Here is a 13,151-nt window from a genome sequence, read left to right as displayed (position 1 = left end):
TGGATAACAAAGAGGTGTTTGCATGGAAAATTTGAAAGTTGCGCTGCTGCAGATTCTGCCTACCGGCAGTTTGGAGGGAAACCTTCAAAAAGGGCTGGAGTATTGCAGAAAAGCAAAGGAAATGGGCTCCGATATCGCCCTTTTCCCCGAAATGTGGAGTGTAGGTTACCGAATACCGGCAGACATCTCCGAACTGGAAAAGAGCGCCATCGAGAAAGATGACCCATTTCTCCAATCATTTGCCGAGGCTGCCAAAAATCTCAGCATGGCGGTTGGGGTTACGTTCCTTGAAAAATTCGAGCCGCTGCCGAGAAACAGTTTTTGCCTGTTCGACCGCTTCGGAACGAGAAAACTTCTTTATGCCAAGGTCCACACCTGCGATTTCGGCGAGGAATGCAGGCTTACGCCGGGTGATGATTTCTATGTCACGAAACTTGATACAGGCCACGGCATGGTGAAAATCGGTGCAATGATTTGCTATGACCGGGAATTTCCAGAAAGCGCCAGAATTCTCATGCTGAAAGGTGCGGAAATCGTTCTGGTGCCCAATGCCTGCCCAATGGAAATTAACCGTCTTTCTCAATTGAGGGCAAGATCTTATGAAAACATGATTGGCGTTGCAACCGCCAATTATCCTGTTGGTCAGCCCGACTGCAACGGCCATTCCTCAGCCTTTGACGGAATCGCGTATCGTCCTTCCGAGCCGGTTTCCCGCGATATGCTCGTGGTGGAAGCCGGCGAGCGAGAGGGCATTTACATCGCAGATTTCCCTGTCGATGAACTGAGAAATTACAGGCAGCGGGAAGTTCATGGCAATGCTTACCGCCACCCTGAAAAATATCATCTTCTGGTTTCGAAAACGGTAGAAGAACCCTTCCTCCGGTCGGATGCCAGAAGATAGCTGCTTTTTCCATACATGGCCGAACAAATAAATATGAAAGGAACAGAAACATGGTTGATTACGAAAGATTTCCGGAAGATACAACATTCGTCGATGGTATGAAAACGCTCGAGAGCAGTGACGATGATTTGGGGACCGCTTACATACCAAACATCGAATATGAAGACGTGGGTGGGACAAAGCGCGTTCTGCAAATTATCACCCCTTACAAGCGTACTCCTCACAAATTTCCGCTTCTTGTGTACATTCAGGGGTCTGCGTGGATGAAGCAGGACGTTTACGCCCAGATTCCGCAGCTCGGCTATCTGGCGCGGAAAGGCTTTGTTGTCGCTTCCGTGCAGTACCGGGAGAGTGAGATTGCTCCGTTCCCGGCTCAGGTGCAGGATGTGAAGGCGGCAATCCGATTCCTCCGGAAAAATGCGGACAAATACAATATTCAGGAGAACAACGTCTTTGTGTGGGGTGATTCCTCGGGCGGCCACACCGCCCTGCTGGTGGGCCTGACGGAGCATTGCAAGGAACTCGACACGGATCTATATCCGGAGTATTCCTGCCATGTCAACGGCATCATCAGTTTTTACGGCGTTATTGATATCCGCATGACAGACGGTTTCCCGAGCACTGACAATCATCAGCAGCCCGATAGCCCCGAAGGGATGCTCCTAAGCCGAAAGAATGTGCTCGAGAATCCGGAGCTGGCCGCCAAGACGCTTCCGTTTGCGTATCTTGACGGACCTGTGCCGCCGATCCTTCTGATGCACGGCACAAAAGACCGCATTGTTTCCTTCAAGCATGGCGTTCGTATGTATGAAGCGCTGAAGAGGGCCGGAAAAGAAGTGGAGTTTTACCGCGTAAGAAATGCAGACCACGGCGATCCTGCTTTCTTCCGTGATTCCACACTTGACATCGTTGCTGACTTTATCCGCCGCCATCTGCAGCCTGCAGAATGATAGACCGCGTGAAGAATTCATACAGCTAACAACAAAAACCGGCACTGCAATTCATGCGGTGCCGGTTTTTGTTTATCTTCACCCTGCATCAGTGGGCTTTTGGAGATGGGTTCTGAGGCTGTTTTGCTGCCTTAAACGACATTTTCATTGAACACAGAAGAAGTTCCGACGGAAACGATGGGTGCTTCGTCCATCGTGCTCACGGGTGATTCCGGTGCAGGTGCCGAAACAGGCTCCGCTAGGGGTTCCGCTGCCTCCGCCGAAACAGCGCGCGCCTTCGGTTTGTCAAAAGCCGGGTTGAACGCGTAGAAGTTGCGGTCGTCAAGATGGTCCGTAATAATGCGCAGGCCTTCACCGAAGCGCTGGTAGTGAACGACTTCGCGCGCCCGCAGGAAGCGTATTGCGTCGCGGACATCGGGGTCATCCGTCATGCGGAGAATGTTGTCATAGGTAGAGCGCGCTTTCTGCTCTGCTGCCATGTCTTCGTGGATATCGGTGATTGGGTCGCCTTTTACCTGAAGCGTGCTGGCCGTGAAGGGAACTCCGGTCGCATCGCAGGGGTAAACTCCGACGGTGTGGTTTACAAAGTAAGCGCCGAAATTGCCTTCTTTCAGCTGTTTTTCGGTGAGATTCCGGGTCAGCTGATGAACAATGGTTCCAACCATTTCCATGTGGGCCAGTTCTTCGGTGCCTATGTCGGTCAAAATCGCTTTCAGCTCCGGATACGGCATAGAATAACGCTGACTCAGGTAACGGAGAGAGGCGGAAATTTCGCCGTCCGGTCCGCCATACTCCGTTTTGAGATGATTACGCGTAATAGAAAATTTCGAGCGATCTCGGCGTTTGGTAAAAAACGATTTTCTGCACAAAGCTGCGAAGCAGCACATTCTTTTCGTCCGCCGGCACATTCGGGTCCCGCAGCAGCTGCATGACGTTTTGTTTCTGAGCAGCCAGCGGGGTGCGGGGCGGCTTTGCAATTTTGGAGCGCGTAAGCTCAAGCTGGCGCAGGCACTCGGTAATCTTCTGTTTGCGGATGCGGTATTCCTCCAAAGAGTCCACTCCGTTTTCATACGCTTCCCGCACACGTACGAGCTTCAGCTTTTCCCGCTCGATTTGCCGGGAAACGGTCGCGGCGATTTCTTCCGTATCGGAAAGAGCCGTCGGCATTATGGAAATTGTGCTTTCATGCAGATCGGCGTCCAGCGCCGCAAGAACCATCTCTTCCAACGCCGCAGCGAGAATGCTGTGGGACTCGTTGCATTTTCCGTGAGCGTATGCTTGGCACTGCATAGAGCCTCCTCCCGAGGCCGTAAGCGTGCATCCGCAGGCGCTGCATTTTACGAGACCCCGAAGCATTCCGGCGGATGAGTTTTTCGGCACGGCGTCGTTTTCAGAAACGGATTTGCTTTTTGCCAAGCGTTTCTGAGCCTTCTCCCAAGTTTCAGTGTCAACGATAGGTTCATGGGTGCCGTTTGTGATGAGAATATCCGGGTCATTGTAATTCCGTCGTGTCTTTCGCTTCGGGTTCCAGCGAATTTTCCCGATGTAAACAGGATTCCTCAGAACATATTCCACGGTGCGGTTCTCCCACAGCCCTCCGCGCTGGGTGGGTACTTTCATGGCATTGAGTTTCTGCGCAATGGTGCGGCACCCCATACCCTCAATGAAGTCCTGAAAAATCATTTTGACAAGCGGAGCGGCGACGGGGTCGATTTTGTATTGTTTCTCTTGAATCGTGTAGCCGAAAGCCGGAATCGAAACCGGCTCGCCGCGCATGACTTTTTCATTCATCCCGCGCCGTACTTCTTCCGCCAGGTTGATGCTGTAATATTCGTCCATCGCTTCAATCATGGCTTCCACAATAATGGACATCTTATCGTCACCCAGCTGTTCCGTGACGGACAGAACGTCAATCCCGCACTGCTTGCGCAGCATGGATTTATAGACAATGCTGTCCTCTCGGTTTCGGGCAAAACGGGAAAACTTCCACACGATGATTACATCAAACGGTTTGGGCTTCTGCTTGGCGGTGCCGATCATGCGCATAAATTCCGGCCGCCGTTCGGCTTTTTTTCCGCTGATTCCCTCTTCCTCTCGGAAGATGTATTTTTCGGGCAGAATCATATTGTTTGCCGCTGCATATTCCCTAATTTTTTCCAGTTGACTGTCCGGGCTGTATTCGAGCTGGTCGTCTGTTGACACACGAATGTAAGCAGCTGCGGTCTTCATGGATGTTTCCCCCATAGCAACAGTTTCGCCTGGAGTATTTTTATGCGGGTTCGATGCGCAGTTTTGCATAGGACAATCTGCTGACTCCATACAGATGCAGCGGTGGTGTTATGGAGAATTCATACACAGTCGTTTCGTACTTTGTAAACCAAGACGGACTGGTGCAGGAAAAAGGGAAAATGACGTTCCTGCAAAGCCGAGAGCCTGACAGTTCCTTTCACTCGGAACTGCTGGAGCTTGAGAACCGAATGCCGCAAGAACAGTGGGAAGCCTTCCTTCAGCAGATGATGGAGCACGCAGGGGAAACCATATCTGCTTATCTTTCTGAGCATCCGGAGAAATGACACTTTTGGAGCCTCAAGAGGCGGAAAAGAGTGCCGGCTCCGTACTGCGGCGGGATAATTCATTCTGCACATTTCCCGAATCGGTTCATACAATGGCATAGAACCAATAGAGGAGAGTGCCATTTTATGCAGAATAATAATGAATTGAGGGATTATGGGCCTTTTCCCATTACCGTGAACATCGAGCGTGCAACCGAACGGAATAACAACTTTCGTACGGCCCTGTGGACGGGCAAATACCTGCAAATTACCTTAATGAGCATCAATCCGGGGCAGGACATCGGTGCAGAGGTACACCCCTACACGGATCAGTTCATCCGCATTGAACAAGGCGAAGGGCTTGCGAGGTTCGGCAATCGGAGAGACAACTATACATTCCAGCGCAAAGTCGGGCCGAGCGACGCGATGGTGATTCCGGCGGGAACATGGCATAATCTTGTAAACATCGGCAAAGTTCCGCTGAAAGTATATTCCATTTATGCTCCGCCGCAGCATCCCCGTGGAACGGTGCACAAGACAAAGGCAGATGCCTTGGCTGCCGAAAAGAATCATTGAAAAAGGAAACGTTCAACCGCCCGAATGGGCGGTTTTTTATTGCGAGTTGCATGGAATAGGGTAACAGAACGGCAGAAAAGCCGGTAGTATGGAAAGAGGTGAGAGTAAGACAAATCAGCAGAGATTTAACACCATACCGCCGTTTGCTTACGGCATGGCGCGGAGCAGGCGGCGGAAGCGAAACAGATATCTCGTATACGCAAATTTAAGCGAAAGGTGGGGTATATGAATGCCTGAAAATTGGATTGATGTTTCCTCCCATAACGGAGTGATTAACTGGAAACAGGTAAAGGAGTCCGGAATTGTCGGAGCAATCATCCGCGCGGGATACGGCAAAGACGCGTTCCAGCAGGATGCGCAGTTTTCTGCCAATATAAAAGGTGCCATTGAAGCAGGGCTGAAAATTGGCGTTTACTGGTTCAACTACTGCTGCAGCTTGGAGGACGCGAAAAAAGAATGGGAAACCTGCAAGAAGATTATTGAACCGTACCGCGGAAATATCTGTTTTGTAGCTTCTGATTATGAGTACGACAGCGTGCGGTATTTCACCTCTGTCCGCGGAACAGCGCCGACAAACGAATTGATTAACGACATGGTTAACGCCTTCCTGAATTCGGCAAAAGCGGATGGCTGGGGAACCATGCTTTACACGAATAACGATTACCGCCGCAATGTTTTTTCCAAAACAACGCTTGCCGCGTGGGACATCTGGCTTGCCGATTACACCGGTGACCCCGACATTCCCTGCGCAATTCAGCAGACCAGCAGCGCCGGGAGGGTCCCGGGTATCTCCGGCAATGTCGACACGGATTTGTGCTATAAAGTGTTTGACGCACCGCAGCAGCCGTCTGTGCCGGTATCAGCGGCTCCGACAACTTCGGCCCCCAAAACTCCTACCGCGTCAACTTACACGGTAAAAGCGGGCGACACGCTTTCCAAAATTGCCGCGAAGTTCGGAACCACCTATCAGGAGCTGGCAAAAATAAACGGAATCGCAGACCCGAACAAAATCTACCCGGGGCAGGTCCTAAAACTGACGGGTTCCGCTGCAGCTTCGACTTCCAAGGCCTCGGCCCCGAAAACTCCTTCCGCGGTGACTTATACCGTAAAAGCGGGCGACACGCTTTCGAAAATCGCCGCGAAGTTCGGAACCACCTATCAGGAATTGGCGAAATTGAACGGAATCGCAGACCCGAATAAAATCTACCCGGGGCAAGTCCTGAAACTAACGGGTTCCACATCGGCGGGAAATTCAACTCCGGAAACTTCAATTCCCAAAACTTCTGCCGCTTCAACCTACACCGTGAAAGCGGGCGATACGCTCTCGGCAATCGCCGCGAAGTTCGGAACCACCTATCAGGAGCTGGCAAAAATAAACGGAATCGCAGACCCGAACAAAATCTACCCGGGGCAGGTCCTAAAATTGACGCGTTCCGCATCAACGGGAAATTCGGCTCCGAAAAGTGCTGTTGCGGCAACCTACACGGTAAAAGCGGGCGACACGCTCTCGGCAATCGCCGCAAAGTTTGGGACGACATATCAGAAACTCGCCGCTTTGAACGGCATTGCAAACCCCAATCTGATTTACCCGGGGCAAGTGTTGAAAATCAGGTAACAAAAAGGGCATTGCGAACCGAACCGCGATGCCCTTTCTTAACAGAAGCAGCCATCACAAAAAGCAGTATGGCCCGCCATACTGCGCAATGATGATCTGAGCGAGCTTCGGGTTCGTCGTTTTAATGTTTACTGGATATTGCAAACGCTTTTCATAAGTCCACATTCTACGTTACTCCTCTCTCAATCCCATGGCCATGGCTCGGAAATCCAAGCCCAACGGCTGGTGTACTGTTGTGATTGGTTCAATGGACCGTATGCCGATTCGTATTTTGCTACGAGCGCGGCTGCCATTTTGCGGTATTCTTCTAGTTTCGATGCAGCGTTGCAATCTCCCGGGTGTGAATCGAGGTAAAGGTGTAGGTCCAGCATAGCAAAGCGCACTGCACCAAGCTGATTCAAAAGCTTTTCCCGTTCTGTCATTTCATCATGCCTCCCCACGGTTTATCAAGGTCGGGGAAAATTGTTCCTCTTTGGTATCCTTTTTCAGGTGGATAGAGTTCGCCAAACTGCTGAAATGGGATATAAGCCATCGCGACCGGAGTCTTCTTCGGGAAAGGAGTGGGATTTGAAGTGCAGTCCTTTCTGGAAACACCGGCACGCGAGAGAGCATCGGCAGATGTTTGCATGATAATCTCCTTTCTTTTTGCGGTGAAAAATCTTAATTTCATCTTCATAATATGCAGAAGGAATTGACAGGGAACCATATTTGCAGGGATAAATCATACCCAGGATTTTTTGGAAAAGAGAAATTTTTTCGTCATTCGTAAGGGAGCAGGAAAAGCGAAAATTTGCAGTCATCTCTTGCAAGATGCAGCAGAACATGATATACTATTAAAGTTGTTTCCGGGTGTGGCGCAGCTGGTAGCGCGCTTGACTGGGGGTCAAGAGGCCGTGGGTTCAAGTCCCGCCACTCGGACCAAAACAAAAACCCGTATGAGTGCTGAAAAGTTCAGTATTCATGCGGGTTTTTCGTATTTTTAGGCTCGTTTTCTTGTTAACAAAACGTAAGCAGGAAATGCAATAAAATTAACAAAAAGTAAACAAAAATTAAATAAAAGGGGACATAGAGGGGACAATCTGTTTCCACGATAGGGAAAGAGGTCACCGAAGAAGTCATCAATCCAAAATTAAAGCAAATGATTTACAGACAATTCCGTTAACGGAAAAACGCAAAGACCCGCATGATATTTCATGCGGGTCTTCCTTTTATGCTATGGCGGAATCATCTCAAGGCTGTTGCTCAAAAACCTTCTGGGCAAAACGCACGGAACCCATGGCGTCTTTTGAATAAAAATCCGCGTGGATTTTCTTGGCGTATTCGGGCGTAAGCACAGCACCGCCCACCATGACCTTGCAGTCCGGCAAAGCCGCGTGCAGCTGGCGGATGGTTTCTTCCATATTCACAACGGTCGTTGTCATGAGGGCGCTCAAACCGACCAGCTTCACATTCTGCGCCCGCGCCGTTTCCACAATTGTCTCCGGCGGAACGTCCCTGCCAAGGTCGATAACGTCAAAGCTGTAGTTTTCCAGCAAGACCTTCACAATATTTTTGCCGATGTCGTGAATATCGCCCTTGACGGTTGCAAGAATGATTTTCCCCTTTTTTGCCGTTTCTCCTTTTTCACGCATCTTCGCGCGAAGAACCTCGAATGCCGCCTTTGCGGCTTCCGCACTCATCAGAAGCTGGGGGAGAAACAGCGTTCCTTTTTCAAAATCCACGCCAACCCGGTCCAAGGCGGGAATCATTTCCGTGTTGATGATGTCGAGCGGCTCCTTTTCTGCCAGAAGTGCGGACGCTGCCGTTTTCGCGCTGTCCTTGAGGCCGCGGTAAATCGCCTCAGGCAGAGAAACCTGCGTTCCGGAATCCGGCTTGGCTGCGGCTTCCTGCTGACTGAAGTGCCCGATGTAGTCCATGCACTGCGCGTCTGTCCCGTTCAATGCGCAGAATGCGTAATAGGCGTTGAGCATCGCGGTGGAATTCGGGTTGATAATTGCCGCGTTCAGTCCGTTCTGGAGGGCCATGGTGAAGAACGCCGCGTTGAGGTGCTCCCGGTGCGGCAAACCGAACGATACGTTGGAAACGCCGAGCGATGTGCAAAGGCCGAGACGTTCGCGCACCATGCGCAGCGCCTCCAGCGTAACAGCCGCGTTTTGCTGCCCCGCGCTGATTGTCATGACAAGTGTATCCACAATGAGGTCTTTTTTGTCGATTCCGTAAGCCTCAGCGGTTTTCATGATTTTCTTCGCAATGGCGAAGCGCCCTTGCGCCGTATCGGGAATTCCGTTTTCGTCGAGCGTCAGGCAGATTACAGCGCCACCGTATTTTTTCACAAGGGGGAAGACGGCCTTCATGCTTTCCGCTTTGCCGTTGACGGAGTTGACCAGCGGCTTGCCATTGTAGATGCGCATGGAGGCTTCCATCGCCGCCGGATTGGAGGTGTCGATTTGGAGCGGCAGACTGACAATCGCCTGAATTTCCTGCACGGCCTTCCGCAGAACGCTGACTTCGTCGATTTCGGGAAGCCCCACGTTGACGTCAAGCACGTGGGCTCCGTTCTGCTGCTGGGTTACCGCTTCCCGAAGAAGATAATCCATATCGTTATCCCGAAGCGCCTGCTTCAGCCGTGATTTTCCGGTCGGGTTGATTCGTTCGCCGATCAGAACCGGTTTCCCTCCGAAATAAACCGCTTTCTGTGAGGAGGAAATCACCGTGAAATTTTTCTTTTCAATCGGCTTCGGGGTGATGCCGGCGCAAAGGTTCACCATGGCGCGGATATGCGCAGGAGTCGTGCCGCAGCATCCTCCGAGCAGCCATGCGCCGCCTTCCGCCATTTTTTTTGAATCGGCTGCGAATTCCTCCGGGCCTACGTCAAACACGTTTTTGCCGTTTACGTCGTGCGGCAGGCCTGCGTTCGGATTGATGATGATTGGAACGGAGCAGCACTCCTGCAGCTGCGGAAGAAATTCCAGAAGCTGATCCGGCCCTAGCCCGCAGTTCAAACCGAGGGCGTCTACGCCCAGACCTTCCAGCATCGCAACAGCCGCCGGAATGTCTCCGCCCGTGAGGAGTTTGCCGCGCTCGTCCACAATAAGTGTGGCAAACACGGGCAGGTTTGTGTTTTCCTTCGCGGCAAGCACAGCGGCCTTACATTCGTAAGTGTCGCTCATGGTTTCGACCAGAATCAAATCGGCACCGGCCTGTTCTCCCGCTTTTGCCGCTTCGCCAAACAGGAAAACGGCATCCTCAAAGTCGAGGTCGCCCATGGGCCGAAGCAGTTTTCCCGTGGGGCCGATGTCCATGGCGACAAGAGCGTCTTTTTCCGCCGCAGCTTTCTTGGCAAGTCTGACTGCCGCCGTAACGATTTCGGAAACGCTGTGGCCGCAGCCGCGCAATTTTGCCCTGTTTGCTCCGAAGGTGTTTGTTTTGATGATGTCCGCTCCGGCATCCAGATAGGCTCGGTGAATGTCCTCGATGATTTCCGGATGCTCCAAATTCCACAGCTCCGGCAGTTCTCCGGCTGCAAGGCCTTTCTCCTGCAACAGGGTACCCATGCCTCCGTCGAAAAACACCAGCCGTTTTCCCAGAGTTTCAAACAGGTTCATTCGTTGCCTTCCTTTCTGAACGGGCAGTTTTTGTTGCTGCATCCCATGCATTTGGCAATGTGGCAGCCGGTCGGATCTGAGGTCAGCCCAATCACGGCAGTCACCGATTTGGTCGGTACCAGCATATAGCTTTCCGTCATGGAAAGCCCGATGCGCTTCGGGCAGTCCAGTGCGTTCAAAATATCCTTCTGCAACTGAATGGGAAAATCCCCGTAGCCGGGGCTGTACCGCGGCCGGAGGAAAAGTCCGCGGTCGGCAACCTGCTCACGGATTTTCTTCTCTTCTTCGTCGCAATAGCTTTCCATCATGGCGGCGGCAGCAGCCTGAAGCACAGCGGCCCTGCTCATATCCATGTGGCTGTACCGCTCCAGCAGGATGTCCGCCTGAATTCCAATCGTTGCGGCAAACAGTACGGCTTCTTTGCACCCGCGGATATGTTGCCGCAGGTCGTGCCCTTCTACTGTAATGTTTCCCAACTGTACGCAGTTCTCACCAAAAGTTACCGGAAAAAGCCGATAGACGCTTCGCGGGGTGGCGACCCGCTCCACCTCTTCCGCACAGGAAAGAATCATTTTGTGCAGAGCGGCATCGGGCTGTTTCCCGCGGTATCCCAGATATCGAAGGATTTCACTTTCTTGCAATTTCATCTCAGCCGATTATCTCCGAAAGGTTCTCCATGATTTTTCCCGCAACTTCGGGCTTATTCATGGTATAGATGTGAATAGCGTTTACACCGTTTGAAATCAGGTCAATAATCTGCTCTGTCGCGTAGGCGATGCCTGCCTGCTTCATCGCCTCTGGCTTGTCGGAGAACTTATCGACAATCGCGCGGAAACGGGGCGGGAGGGTCGTGCCGGAAAGCGCGCAGATTCGCTTAATCTGCTTGCTGTTTGTCACAGGCATGATTCCCGCAACCACCGGAACATGAATCCCTTTGGCCATGATTCGGTAAAGGAAATTGTAAAGCACGTTGTTGTCAAAGAACATCTGGGTGGTCAGAAAATCACAGCCCGCGTCCACTTTTTCCTTGAGGTAGCCGATGTCGTCATCTTTGTGTTCGCATTCCACATGCCCGTCCGGATAGCAGGCCGCGCCGATGCAGAAATCGCCGGCTGCCTTGATTTCGCGGACGAGCTCGCAGGCGTGCTGATATTGCCGCGGAGTCGGAAATTCCACCCCGGGGGGAATGTCGCCGCGCAGGGCGAGCACGTTTTCTATGTGGTTCTCTTTCAGCTCCTGCAGCACAGCGGCGATTTTCTCTTTCGTGGCGCAAACGCAGGTCAGATGTGCCAGCGCGGGAATGCCCAGCCTTTGAACATCGGCAGCGATTTTCACCGTGTTCTGTGAAGTCCCGCCGCCGGCACCGTAGGTGACGCTCAGAAAGGCAGGATTATAGGATGCGATTTGGCGAACGACCTCCTGCACCTGTTCCAGGTCCACCGCTTTTTTCGGCGGAAAAACTTCGCACGAAACCGTGACCTTCCCGCTCCCCAATATCTCGCTGATTTTCATGGCGTCCTCCTTCATGCAACAGAAAATTCCGTCTAATAAAAAATCCCGTCTTCCCTAACAGAAGACGAGAATTGCTCCCGTGTTACCACTTCAATTCATCCCGCCTCACGGCTCGGGACCTCCGTAAGTACGCCGGAATATACCCGGATACTCGTTTTCTGTAACGGGAAACACCCGTCGCAGCCTAAATGGAATTCTCCACATCGGTGCGCCACTCGGAAGCCATCTTCAGTCGCCTTCGCGCCAGTTTCCTTTCAGCCAACGGGAAACATCTCTGTTTGGTGTTCACGGGACCTACTCTCTTCGTCATTGTGTTTCGAATATTTATTGTTACAATTATAAGGTATAAAATTCAGCCCGTCAATTCGTCTTTGGAAAATCCGTATTTCTTGCTTTCTTTTGCTGAAGTGTCGTATAATGGAAAACAATTGAAACTCTTGGTTTGTCACCAATCCATTGTGCGGAAAGGAACATGCTTTCATGAAGAGAAAAATCGGCCTGGCTCTGCTGGTGCTTGCGGCCGCCGCTCTGCTCCTTACAGGGTATTTTCATTTTCTGGCGCCGAAGCCGCAGGCGGGAACAAAGTCGGTGACTGTGCAGGTAGTCATTCCGAAAAGCAAGATCAATCAGACGTTTCACTTTACATCCAGCCGTTCCACCGTGGCCGATTTGCTAAAAGACGAGCAGGATGCTTTGAAACCTGCCACAGAAAACGGCCCGTACGGTTTGTACATAACCGGGATGCTCGGTGTGCAGGCGGATTCATCGAAGGAATATTTCAATATCAAAGTGGACGGAAAGGATGCGACTGTGGGCGTTTCGGAACTTCCGCTGGAAAACGGAAAAACCTATCGGTTCACCCTGACTTCGCTATGATGAAGAAAGGAAAAGTTACAATACGAGATATCGCCCTCGTCGCCGTCTGGGCAGCGCTCACGTTTGCGGCCAAACTGGTGCTTGCCCCAGTTGCCAACGTGGAGCTGGTATCGCTTCTGCTGGCGGTTTTTACCGTTGTCATGGGGCTGGAGCGCGGCGTCTGTACCGCTCTGGTTTTCGCCACCCTGTCCGTCGTTGAGAGTACCTACTACGGAGCCGGAGACTGGATTGTTCTCTATTACATCAACTGGCCGCTGCTGACCGTGCTGGTGAAGATATTTCTCAGGAAAACATCAGGCGAAATACGCGCGGCAGTTCTGCTCGGCTTGTTCGGACTTCTGTTCGATGTTCCCTCCGCGGGAATTAAACTTGCGCTTTTCGGGCCGGCCTATGCCGCAACCTATTTTGTCAGCGGTATTCCGTTTGATGTAATGCACGGGGCGGCGAATTTCGTCACGGCGCTGTTCCTTTACCGTCCTCTCGTTCGGCAGCTGGAAAAGGCACGGCAGCACATGGAACGATGAACGGCAGAATGGGAAATTGACAGCCAATCCAATTGGGAAA

At 51.9% G+C, this 13,151-nt stretch carries 13 protein-coding genes, 1 tRNA gene and 2 pseudogenes; 8 read left to right on the top strand and 8 right to left on the bottom strand.

The window, feature by feature from the left end; translation table 11 throughout:
• Positions 1 to 22: 22 nt before the first annotated feature.
• Entirely contained in the window at positions 23 to 901 is an 879-nt protein-coding gene (locus NOG13_RS08910) for a carbon-nitrogen hydrolase family protein (RefSeq protein WP_283110200.1), read from the top strand.
• 50 nt (positions 902 to 951) lie between these two features.
• Entirely contained in the window at positions 952 to 1,851 is a 900-nt protein-coding gene (locus NOG13_RS08905) for an alpha/beta hydrolase (protein WP_283110199.1), read from the top strand.
• Positions 1,852 to 2,132: 281 nt separating this feature from the next.
• Here the strand turns inward: NOG13_RS08905 and NOG13_RS08900 are convergent.
• Together NOG13_RS08900 and NOG13_RS08895 are read right to left on the bottom strand one after the other, a co-directional pair.
• Positions 2,133 to 2,669: pseudogene (locus tag NOG13_RS08900) on the bottom strand (manganese catalase family protein); the annotation flags it as partial.
• Positions 2,659 to 4,080, bottom strand: coding sequence for a recombinase family protein (locus NOG13_RS08895; protein WP_283110198.1), 1,422 nt, complete (start codon positions 4,078 to 4,080; stop codon positions 2,659 to 2,661). The pseudogene NOG13_RS08900 and the gene NOG13_RS08895, both read right to left, overlap by 11 nt.
• 110 nt (positions 4,081 to 4,190) lie before the next feature.
• On the opposite strand from NOG13_RS08895, the gene NOG13_RS08890 reads away from it, so the two are divergent.
• From NOG13_RS08890 to NOG13_RS08880, 3 genes are all read left to right on the top strand, one after another.
• Entirely contained in the window at positions 4,191 to 4,424 is a 234-nt protein-coding gene (locus tag NOG13_RS08890) for a hypothetical protein (protein WP_283110197.1), read from the top strand.
• An 87-nt stretch (positions 4,425 to 4,511) separates the two neighbouring features.
• Complete coding sequence (locus NOG13_RS08885) at positions 4,512 to 4,979, top strand: cupin domain-containing protein (protein WP_428849330.1); 468 nt, start codon at positions 4,512 to 4,514, stop codon at positions 4,977 to 4,979.
• Between the two features lie 229 nt (positions 4,980 to 5,208).
• Positions 5,209 to 6,594 carry a LysM peptidoglycan-binding domain-containing protein gene (locus tag NOG13_RS08880; protein WP_283110196.1) on the top strand — a complete coding sequence of 462 codons (1,386 nt, stop codon included), beginning with the start codon at positions 5,209 to 5,211 and terminating at the stop codon, positions 6,592 to 6,594.
• Positions 6,595 to 6,663: 69 nt separating this feature from the next.
• Here the strand turns inward: NOG13_RS08880 and NOG13_RS08875 are convergent.
• From NOG13_RS08875 to NOG13_RS08865, 3 genes and pseudogenes are all read right to left on the bottom strand, one after another.
• Positions 6,664 to 6,759: pseudogene (locus tag NOG13_RS08875) on the bottom strand (manganese catalase family protein); the annotation flags it as partial.
• Between the two features lie 17 nt (positions 6,760 to 6,776).
• Positions 6,777 to 7,016, bottom strand: a complete 240-nt coding sequence (locus tag NOG13_RS08870; protein WP_283110195.1) for a spore coat protein CotJB — start codon at positions 7,014 to 7,016, stop codon at positions 6,777 to 6,779.
• Positions 7,013 to 7,222 (bottom strand): spore coat associated protein CotJA, encoded by a 210-nt coding sequence (locus NOG13_RS08865; RefSeq protein WP_283110194.1) that lies wholly within the window; start codon positions 7,220 to 7,222, stop codon positions 7,013 to 7,015. Before NOG13_RS08865 ends, NOG13_RS08870 begins: the two co-directional genes overlap by 4 nt.
• A 217-nt stretch (positions 7,223 to 7,439) precedes the next feature.
• Here NOG13_RS08865 and NOG13_RS08860 point away from each other — a divergent pair.
• Positions 7,440 to 7,515: transfer RNA gene (locus NOG13_RS08860), tRNA-Pro, on the top strand.
• A 308-nt stretch (positions 7,516 to 7,823) separates the two neighbouring features.
• On the opposite strand, the gene NOG13_RS08855 is transcribed toward NOG13_RS08860, so the two are convergent.
• From NOG13_RS08855 to metF, 3 genes are read right to left on the bottom strand one after another with little or no spacing between them, the layout of a single operon-like run.
• Positions 7,824 to 10,199, bottom strand: a complete 2,376-nt coding sequence (locus NOG13_RS08855; RefSeq protein WP_283110193.1) for a homocysteine S-methyltransferase family protein — start codon at positions 10,197 to 10,199, stop codon at positions 7,824 to 7,826.
• Positions 10,196 to 10,846 (bottom strand): vitamin B12 dependent-methionine synthase activation domain-containing protein, encoded by a 651-nt coding sequence (locus NOG13_RS08850; protein WP_283110192.1) that lies wholly within the window; start codon positions 10,844 to 10,846, stop codon positions 10,196 to 10,198. The genes NOG13_RS08855 and NOG13_RS08850 overlap by 4 nt, the downstream gene beginning before the upstream one ends.
• A 1-nt stretch (position 10,847) precedes the next feature.
• Positions 10,848 to 11,711, bottom strand: coding sequence for a methylenetetrahydrofolate reductase [NAD(P)H] (gene metF / locus NOG13_RS08845; RefSeq protein WP_283110191.1), 864 nt, complete (start codon positions 11,709 to 11,711; stop codon positions 10,848 to 10,850).
• A 480-nt stretch (positions 11,712 to 12,191) separates the two neighbouring features.
• Here metF and NOG13_RS08840 point away from each other — a divergent pair, with 480 nt between their 5' ends.
• Both NOG13_RS08840 and NOG13_RS08835 read left to right on the top strand, forming a co-directional pair.
• Positions 12,192 to 12,587 carry a DUF4430 domain-containing protein gene (locus tag NOG13_RS08840; RefSeq protein ID WP_283110190.1) on the top strand — a complete coding sequence of 132 codons (396 nt, stop codon included), beginning with the start codon at positions 12,192 to 12,194 and terminating at the stop codon, positions 12,585 to 12,587.
• The gene (locus tag NOG13_RS08835) at positions 12,584 to 13,111 is read left to right on the top strand and encodes a hypothetical protein (RefSeq protein ID WP_283110189.1); all 528 of its coding nucleotides are present in this window, start codon (positions 12,584 to 12,586) and stop codon (positions 13,109 to 13,111) included. The genes NOG13_RS08840 and NOG13_RS08835 overlap by 4 nt, the downstream gene beginning before the upstream one ends.
• Positions 13,112 to 13,151: the final 40 nt, after the last annotated feature.

The sequence above is a fragment of the Thermocaproicibacter melissae genome, from assembly GCF_024498295.1.
Taxonomy (GTDB): domain Bacteria; phylum Bacillota; class Clostridia; order Oscillospirales; family Acutalibacteraceae; genus Thermocaproicibacter; species Thermocaproicibacter melissae.
The sequence above is the reverse complement of the archived record's forward strand: the minus strand, read 5'-3'. Positions and strand labels throughout refer to the sequence as shown.